Annotated in this window: 9 protein-coding genes and 1 riboswitch; of the genes, 1 reads left to right on the forward strand and 8 read right to left on the reverse strand. The window is 46.5% G+C overall.

The features are described 5' to 3' along the window. Positions 1-225: 225 nt before the first annotated feature. The 8 genes from ACSR9A_RS28460 to queC all read right to left on the reverse strand — a co-directional run bounded on the left by ACSR9A_RS28460 (position 226) and on the right by queC (position 7,554). Positions 226-465, reverse strand: coding sequence for a hypothetical protein (locus ACSR9A_RS28460; RefSeq protein ID WP_473761585.1), 240 nt, complete (start codon positions 463-465; stop codon positions 226-228). A gap of 284 nt (positions 466-749) precedes the next feature. Continuing rightward, positions 750-2,543, reverse strand: a complete 1,794-nt coding sequence (locus ACSR9A_RS28465) for a hypothetical protein (RefSeq protein WP_473761587.1) — start codon at positions 2,541-2,543, stop codon at positions 750-752. Positions 2,544-2,592: 49 nt separating this feature from the next. Then, positions 2,593-4,380 (reverse strand): cohesin domain-containing protein, encoded by a 1,788-nt coding sequence (locus tag ACSR9A_RS28470; protein WP_473761589.1) that lies wholly within the window; start codon positions 4,378-4,380, stop codon positions 2,593-2,595. 219 nt (positions 4,381-4,599) lie between these two features. After that, on the reverse strand, positions 4,600-4,914 hold the full coding sequence (locus ACSR9A_RS28475) for a hypothetical protein (RefSeq protein ID WP_473761592.1): 315 nt from the start codon (positions 4,912-4,914) through the stop codon (positions 4,600-4,602). A 92-nt stretch (positions 4,915-5,006) separates the two neighbouring features. Beyond that, a complete protein-coding gene (queF, locus tag ACSR9A_RS28480) occupies positions 5,007-5,504 on the reverse strand; it encodes a preQ(1) synthase (RefSeq protein WP_341281840.1) in 498 nt (165 codons plus the stop codon). A gap of 124 nt (positions 5,505-5,628) precedes the next feature. Beyond that, positions 5,629-6,366, reverse strand: a complete 738-nt coding sequence (gene queE, locus ACSR9A_RS28485) for a 7-carboxy-7-deazaguanine synthase QueE (RefSeq protein WP_473761594.1) — start codon at positions 6,364-6,366, stop codon at positions 5,629-5,631. Next, on the reverse strand, positions 6,359-6,844 hold the full coding sequence (locus tag ACSR9A_RS28490; RefSeq protein ID WP_473761596.1) for a 6-pyruvoyl trahydropterin synthase family protein: 486 nt from the start codon (positions 6,842-6,844) through the stop codon (positions 6,359-6,361). The genes queE and ACSR9A_RS28490 overlap by 8 nt, the downstream gene beginning before the upstream one ends. Next, positions 6,841-7,554: a 7-cyano-7-deazaguanine synthase QueC gene (gene queC / locus ACSR9A_RS28495; protein WP_473761599.1), complete on the reverse strand. Its 714-nt coding sequence runs from the start codon at positions 7,552-7,554 to the stop codon at positions 6,841-6,843. The genes ACSR9A_RS28490 and queC overlap by 4 nt, the downstream gene beginning before the upstream one ends. A 205-nt stretch (positions 7,555-7,759) precedes the next feature. Beyond that, positions 7,760-7,803: riboswitch (PreQ1 riboswitch) on the reverse strand. A 203-nt stretch (positions 7,804-8,006) separates the two neighbouring features. Here queC and ACSR9A_RS28500 point away from each other — a divergent pair. Then, on the forward strand, positions 8,007-8,801 hold the full coding sequence (locus ACSR9A_RS28500; protein WP_473761601.1) for an AIM24 family protein: 795 nt from the start codon (positions 8,007-8,009) through the stop codon (positions 8,799-8,801). Positions 8,802-8,868 lie beyond the last annotated feature (67 nt).

Below are 8,868 nucleotides of genomic sequence, written 5' to 3' on the forward strand. Positions count from 1 at the left end.
TTCTTGCGTCCGAACCGTGTATCTCTCGGCCGGAATTAGAATATACCATGGGTTCCTATACTATTGCAAGTGTTTTTCAAAAAAAACTTTAAAAACATTCAAACCCACTCTTTTTTGCAGCCCTGTTCAAGCGGTATCAGGTTCCTATCGAAGTAAATATGAAAGTCGGGAGCTATCTTCTCCTTAAAAACATCTGGCAACCGCTGAATGTCATGAAGCTCCTCCCTATTCAGTCCAAGCCTGGACCAGCCATTGCTCGGATAAACCTCGTACAATTTCGAAGCCATGTCCCCCTTCCAAGCTGTAAACGGATAGATCGAGGCGCTGTCCATCACGTTCAACAGCAGCCTGCGACTGCCGAACAACATACCATTCATACTGATTGGCGTTGTCGCAATCGGGCTTTTGGCTCGCGGCGATGTCGGTTATGAGACAGTCGACAGCATCATTTTTTCCACTATGCACTTTACCGAATTTCGTTTTAAGCTGCTCCCTCGTGTCGGAATAAGCAGCCGCGATAAAATCCGCCCATGAAGATTGATAGTGAAGCCGAAAATGCTCCCGTGGAATGGAGAAAGGAAAATCAAGCCCCCACGGAGCAGCCGATTGAGTGATCTATGCCCATCTTCCTCCCTCTCATAAAAATAACAAAAAGGCGAATCAGCTGCCAGAGCGATTCACCCTTAAATTATACTCTGAAAATATCCATGTGCATTCTTTCTTTCTATATTAATGCCAAGGCTATATAGCTAAGTTAAGCTGTAATTCGCAATAATGTAGGAAATATCAAGCAAATCCACTTCATTATCACGATTAAGATCAGCGCCGCTCGCTTTAAAGTCCCACCAGCCAATGATCTTTGATTTGCCAAATTGTTTAGCAACGAACTGCAAATCGATCAGGCCTATTTTTCCATTGCCATCCACATCACCTGCATTCATTGGTCCGACATTAAGTGTAATATCACGGTTCACTTCAATAGATTGAATGGCCGTTACATGTCCGGGAACAACGATGCGTACTTTAAATGTACCATTAGGAACTCTTAGGGTGTAGCTTCCGTCTGCCTTGACCTCGCCAATTGCTGCCACATAGCCCTTTGAATCAACAGCTTCTACTACAACTTTGTGAACGCCTTCTGCTCCGTCATACCAAACCGTACTATAATTTATATCGCTTCCAAATGCTTCTGCCGTTATTTGGCCAGAAATTTTATGTTGCAGCTCACCTGGCCCACTCACAACCGATATTGACGTATTTTTCACCGTTTCAAATTTAATCGCTTGCGCATTGCTGTTTACTGCTTGCACATTAGATAGCACAAAACCAAACTCACCAGGTACCATGCTTGAGAAGTGAATGGTCATAAAGCTTCCATTACCGCTATAGCCCGCAATATCTCCTGCCAACGATACAACATAGTCGGTCCTCACGCTACCATTTCCAAGATCAACTGTTTTTTCACTCGTAATAATCGACGTTGTAGCATACTCTTGCCGTTGATAATTTCCCAGTATGACACTGGGTTCAATCGAACCCTTGAGCAGTTTGCTGTCATAGGTCAGACTAAACTGGGCAGCGTATAAATCAGTAACCCGAGCGAAATTTACGGAAACGTCAAACGCTTCTCCTATTGTGACATCGGTTTTAGAAGCAGCCACCGCAATTTCAGGGGTTGTGTCCTCTTCTATACGTTCATACCTAACTTCGTGGCTGCTCTCCCGCGCGCCATTATAAGCAGCATCATGAATTGTAATATAAAAATAATTTTTCCCATAATTAAGCGGTACTTCGATGCTGAAATTTCCGTCGTCGTCAAATACTCCATCATATTGGACTTTTGAATCATTAGAGGGATTAGCAAACACCGTAATCCCCGAATAATCTCCCAATACATCAACCATTAGATCACTAATGACACGACCATGTATCGTACCTATACCATCTTCCACGGTAATAGAGGGATTTCCCAGTACAGAAACAGGCGAAGTAAAATCAATTACGAAATCCACCAACTGATCCATCAGCAAATCCCCGTCTTCCAGTCCTACTCGTGGTACCATGGCATAGTGACCATCCCATAATTGAATTTGGTTAGAGCCAAGCCACACCTCTCCCCTCCAAAATCTAATTCCATGCTCGCCGGCGGCAACATTAGTATTATAACGGCTCACAGTTCCTTGATAGGTTAGGGTATCTCCATCAATAGCGAATACATCCAAAGAAAAATAGGGAAGATACACGTTTATCAAATAAGAAATGTGCGTAAAGTCCGCATTATTATCCCAATCTGGTGAAATTGCCCGATTTTCCAAATGTAGATCTGTCATCGGTGCTACTTGTGAGGAAACAGCTTGCTGCTTGCTCAAATCCATTTCTTCAAAACGGGCGGGCAGTTTAATTTGTTTCGTTTTAACGGTTGCCTCTGACTCTGCCGCTTCCACCTGGGTACCCGGAATAAAAAGGGAGAGTGTGAGTAGCAGCAAAAATAAAAACGTCGGCTGCCTTCTATTGACAGATTTCCAATTCATGAAATGCACCATAAGATTCCTCCCCGTTGAATTTTGCTACCTCTAATTGCCCTACTGCTATTTACAATTTATAGTTCGCTACAATAAAAGAAATATCCAGCAAATCAATCTCATTATCTCGGTTAATATCTGCGCTGCTCGCTTTAGCGTTCAGCCAGCCGCTCCCCTTAGATTTGCCGAACTGCTTGGCTGCAAGCTGCAAATCCTTTAGTCCTATTTTTCGATTCCCATCTACATCCCCTGCCTCAAGCGGACCGAAATTAATGGTCACATCGCGGTTCGCTTCAATAGATGTTTCGGCCGATAGGTGCCCAGGAACGACGACGCGTACTTTAAACGTTCCATTAGGAACCTTTAGGGTGTAGCTTCCGCCCGCAGCAACCTCGCCGATTGCTGCTACAGCTCCATTTGAATCAATTGCTTCAACAACCACTTTATGAACAGCATCTGTGCCCTCGTACCACACGGTGCTATAATCAACGCCACTGCTGAATGCTTCCGCTGAAACTTGCCCAGAAATCGTATGTTTTTGCTCACCCTGACCTCTCGATACGGTTACTACTGTATTTTTCACCGACTCATATTCAATCGCCTCTGCATTGCTGTTCAGCGCCTGGACCTGAGATAGATCAAAACGGAATGTTCCTGCTGTCATGCTTGAAAAATGAAGGGTCGCAAAAGTTCCTGAGCCACTGTAGCCCGATATATCCCCGACCAGCGATACAATATAGTCGGTGCGCACGCGCCCATTGCCTAACTCGACTGTTTTCTCATTCGTAATGAGCGCTGCTCCAGCATTCGCTTGCTGCTGATGATTTCCAAGTGCGACACTTGGCCCAGTAGAGCCCTTAAGCAATGCGCTGTCATACGTTAGACTGAACTGTGCGGCATACAAGTCATTAACACGGGCAAAATCTATAGCAATCTTAAAAGTCTCACCGATTGCTGTTTCAATTTTAGAAGCAACCGCCGCAATTGCAGGTTCCGTCGGTTCTTTTTCACGTACGTAATCGACAGTATAGATCGGCTGTCTGCCATTATATGCAGCATCGTGAACGGTTACATAAAATCGGTTAAGCCCATATTTAAGCGGTACTTCAACGCTAAATTCGCCATTTTCAGCAAATGTTCCATAATAATATATGTTTGAAGAATTACTAGGACTAACAGACACTGTAATGCCAGAATAATCGCCCAATGCGTCAATCATCAAATCGCTGATGACGCGCCCGTGTATCGTTCCTACATCATCTACTGCAGTCATAGATGGTTCACTCAACTCAGAAACAGGCGGCGTCAAATCAATAATGACATCGATAAGTTTATCCAATAGCAGGTCCTCTTCTCCCAAGCCCACCTGTGGTATGATCGCATAATGGCCTTCTTCTAATTGGATATACTCCGAATTAAGCATCACGGTTCCAGTCCAAGATGCATAACCATAGTAACCCGGCCCCATATTTTTAGTGTCCCTGAACAATCTTCCTTTATAGGTTAGCATCTCCCCTTTAATCGCGTAAACATCAAGAGAAAAATAAGGGAGATGCTTGTTGAGATTAACATCAATATTCGTATAGTCTGCGTAATTATCCCAATCTGGCGAAATTGCATAAATATCAAGTGTCAGATCTGAAATCGGCTCAACCTCCTGAGAGCTGGCCTTTAATTTGCTAAAATCCATTTTGTCAAAGCTCATTGGCAGCTTAATTTGCTTCGGTTCAGTGACAGGCTGCGATTCTGCGCCCTCTGCGTGTATGTTTGAAAAAAACAGGGAAAGCGTGAATGCAAACACAAATGCGAGAACTAGCTCCTTTCTAAAAATGAATTTGTAATTCCTGAGTTGCAGCATAACATTCCTCCTTAATTGATGAATAGCAGTTGGCGAAAACCACGTCCACCTGTCTCATCCCATCTTTCTGATCATTTTATAGGAGATCCTCTGCAAAAAATGTAGAATTGCCTGTATGCAAAAAATCCGAAATCCCATCTTAATGAGGAATTCCGGATTTTTTGACGTTATTACTCTACTTAGGTCAAGCTAATTACAATCGAAAGCTCCGTTCGAGCGCTAGCGCTTTGCTTTTTTCACACTTTTCTTAGCAGCTTTCGCTTTCGAAATGTAGCTGCTGCCACGGCTTCCGCGACTACCACGACTACTGCGGCTTCCACGGCTGCGGCGGCTTTTATGGCAGGAATCTTGGCTCGCATCTACGTCGGAATAATTGTATTCATACAAGTGCTTCTCACAAGGCACGCAATGATGGCGATTAACGACGTTAATTTGATGCACAACCTCAACGATCTGCGGATGAAAGACATCGTTTACTACCGTTACAGGCGGATCAAACACCCGGACAGTTGGACAAAACGAATCGCAAGACATACAAGGCATCTCCTTTTCTCATGGTCTACTATAATATACGAGAATGGGTCAGGCTTTGCTTGTGTTAAAGCCTTGCGAGACAGCTATCCTTACTAGCGGTTATCTATTTTTTCCGGGTATAAGTCATGGTTCATCAGGCGATTTTCCGCCATCTGCTCGTATTTTGTGCCCGGCTTCCCATAATTGCAATAAGGGTCGATAGAAATGCCGCCGCGCGGCGTGAACTTGCCCCATACCTCAATGTAGCGCGGGTCCATTAGCTTGATCAGATCATTCATAATAATGTTTACACAGTCCTCATGGAAATCTCCGTGATTACGGAAGCTGAATAAGTACAGCTTGAGTGACTTGCTTTCTACCATTAACACATCGGGAACATAGGAAATATAAATCGTGGCAAAATCCGGTTGGCCCGTCATCGGGCAAAGACTCGTAAACTCCGGACAGTTAAACTTCACAAAATAATCCCGGTATGGATGCTTGTTCTCAAAGGACTCCAAAATTTCCGGTGAATATTCAAACGTATACGCCGTTCCCTGATTGCCAAGCAGACTGATCCCCTTCAGTTCTTCTTCTTTTCTTCCACTCATCGTTGTTCGCTCCTTCTCTTATCACTCATCGCAAACCTTCTATTTATAAACCGATCTATTCTATGCACAGTGAACAAGCGTAAACGGCCGAAAGCCGTCCTCTGGCGGCAAAGCTGCCGCTTCGCTAAACGCCGCGCTTGTTGCCCCACACCCAAGCGTGCAGCTGCGGCAGCACCCTCACCTGATTCATATCGCTGCGCACCATCACGCGCTCGATCAGCCATTCATACCGCTCTACAAGCTTGTCGCGAAGCTTGCCATTGTCGCCTTCAACAAGGTCATCATTGCCGGCTTGGACGAAAAAAAGCACTCCCGGATACCGCGCGTGTACACTTGCGGCATACGCCAGGTCTGCGTCGTCAAATACGACGACCTTCAGGCTAAAGCTGCGCTCCGCTGCTGACAGCTGCCTTACGATCTGGTCCAGCATGTCCCAGTTGGTCGCCATTCCGGAACTCGGAGGCTTGGGCGATAAGGTCAGCTCATCAATGTCGAGCAGCCAGTCCTGCCACTTGCTGCCCTGCGTTTCCAGCGCAACCTGGATGCCTGCGGCATGCAGCCCCTGCACCAGCTCACCCGCATGGCGAAGCAGTGCCGGATTGCCGCCAGACAGCGTCACATGCGAGAACGCTTCACCGCCGACGGCGTGCAGCTCCGACATTACTTCCGCTGCAGTGAGCATGCGGATCTCATCCTTGCCTGTTCCATCCCACGTAAAGGCAGAATCGCACCAAGCGCAGCTGTAGTCACAGCCGGCTGTGCGGACGAACATCGTTTTTTGCCCGATGACCATCCCTTCCCCTTGCACAGTCGGCCCGAAAATTTCCATAACCGGGATACGTGCTTCGGCCTGCTTAAGCATCGGGAGCAGCCGCCTCAGCTTGGACTTGTTTAGCCGCTAACTGCTGCGCCGTCTTTTTGGGGCGGTAAATGACGTAGCTCGTTGGCGTCTCGCGCAAAAACACTTGGACACAGCGCGGCTTGTTCGCCAGCTGATCCAAATATTTTTGCGTAATTTCATAAATTGTGCGCGCAACGACTTCCGTTGTCGGAAAATACTCCGCGCTTTGCGCATGGAAATGCTCGTTATCATCATTTAAATACGTATGGTCAAAGCGGTCATGAATGAGCCGCTTAATGAGTGCAAAATTAACAAGAAAGCCGGATGCATCGAGCTCATCGCCAGCGATCGTCACATTGGCGAAATACGTATGCCCATGGATCTGGGCACATTTGCCCGCATCGGCGCTCGGAATGCTGTGCGCGGCTGCAAAATGCATATCTTTATTCAGCTCATAGCTGTAGGGATGTGTTGCGGAAGGGTAAATTTGCTGAATCACTCGGCCACATCCTCCTTACGGGAAGACAAATATTGCTGAAGGCCCTTCGATCTAAGCTTGCATGCTGGGCATTCCCCGCAGCCATCTGCAATGATGCCATTGTAACAGGTCAGCGTCTTGTTTCTGATGAACTCGAAGGCGCCCAGTTCATCGGCAAGCTGCCAGGTTTGGGCTTTATTCAGCCACATTAGGGGGGTCTCAATGACGAACGGGTAGTCCATCGCGAGATTAAGCGTCACATTCGTTGATTTAATAAAAATGTCGCGGCAGTCGGGATAGCCGCTGAAATCAGTCTCGCATACACCGGTCACGACCGTATGCGCGCCAATCTGCTTGGCAAGTATCGCTGCGAACGATAGAAACAGCAAATTACGGCCATCCACGAATGTCGTCGGCAGGCCGCCTTCTGTTTGCTCAATCGCAATATCGTCCCTCGTCAGCGCATTTGGCGCCAGCTGATTAAGCAGTGACATATCAAGCACATGATGCTTGACGCCAAGCTCCTGTGCAATTTGTGCGGCGGAGTCCAGCTCCAGCTTGTGGCGCTGTCCGTAATTGAACGTTACAGCCTCCACTACGTCATAACGCTTTAGCGCCCAAAATAAACAGGTCGTGCTGTCCTGCCCTCCGCTAAATACGACGACGGCTTTTTTCACCGCCTGCTCGCCAGATGCTGCTTGATTTTGTTGCGCTTTCTGTGTTGCTGTCATCCTTCATTCTCCTCTCTTCAATGCCGGCTATAGCCGGAGCATGCAGAGAGATCCTTCGAACATTTTGCCCATAAAACAAGGTGAAACGGATGTCGCCATCCTCTGGCGGTAAAGCTACCGTTTCAAAGATGAAATATAAGAGTGTATAAAGGTGAAGCTTATACCTTCTTATATTTTAAAAAACGGAATTTATCCTGCCATTCCATTTTCCTTAGTTTTTTATAGAGGGAGTTCGCGAACCTCTCCTGTCGTGATGCGCCGTGGTCGGCGTTCACTCCAGACTTTATATTTTGATACCTCTCGTACTATAGCACAGCTGGAGGACGCTGAACAAGGGAAGACATTGGACTGCTACAAGGAAAACGAGGCTTTTTGTCGAATACATTGGGAGACTGGAAATACTTCACCTTCATCATCCAATAAAATGCGTGCAACAGGAGGAAGATACGTCAATGGCTTTTAAATTAAATAATGTAAAAGAAAACAAAAACGTCTTCATTCAAGATCAAATGGGCGGATTCAGCATTTTGGAATACAAAGAGGATCTCAGCTCCACGAATGCGATGGAAGCACAAGCAAACTATTTTATGAATCAAAGCAATATGCGCAAAAAACAGCTGATGATTGAGCTCAGCAACAATGAAATTATGATGAGCGCCGGTGCTATGCAGTATATGATCGGAAATATTGAAATGAATTCCGGCATTAAAGGCGTTGGTGGACTAATGCGAAATTTAGTCGCTGGCGCAGTAACCGGCACGTCCGCCGTCAAACCGGTATACAAAGGGACGGGTACGATTATGCTGGAGCCGACCTATCGCTATTTGTGGCTCATTGACGTGGACAACGACCATATCGTCATAGAGGACGGTCTATTTTTAGCCTGCCACTCGACCCTCGAACTAAGCGTAAGCGCACGCAAGACGCTCTCCTCGGCTGCGCTTGGCGGCGAAGGGCTGTTTAATTTAAGCGTTAGAGGAAAAGGCGTGCTCGCTATAGAAGCGCCGATCCCTTCAGAAGAAGCGGTTGTCGTCGAGCTGCAAAATGATGTGCTTAAGGTAGACGGCAACTTTGCTTTGATGTGGTCGAGCTCCCTTGATTTCACTGTAGAAAAATCAGGAAAATCACTTCTAGGCTCCGCTGCCTCGGGCGAAGGTCTCGTTAACGTATACAGAGGAACGGGTCTGGTATGGCTAGCGCCGCTTACGGATTACAAACCATTAGCTCAAGCAGGCGCAAGACGTTAACCCGATATACACACAAATTTGCTTTAACAAATGTACGATTGCGACAAAAAAAGACCGCCTCCCCACA

It is taken from the genome of Paenibacillus sp. R-74696 (genome assembly GCF_055814915.1).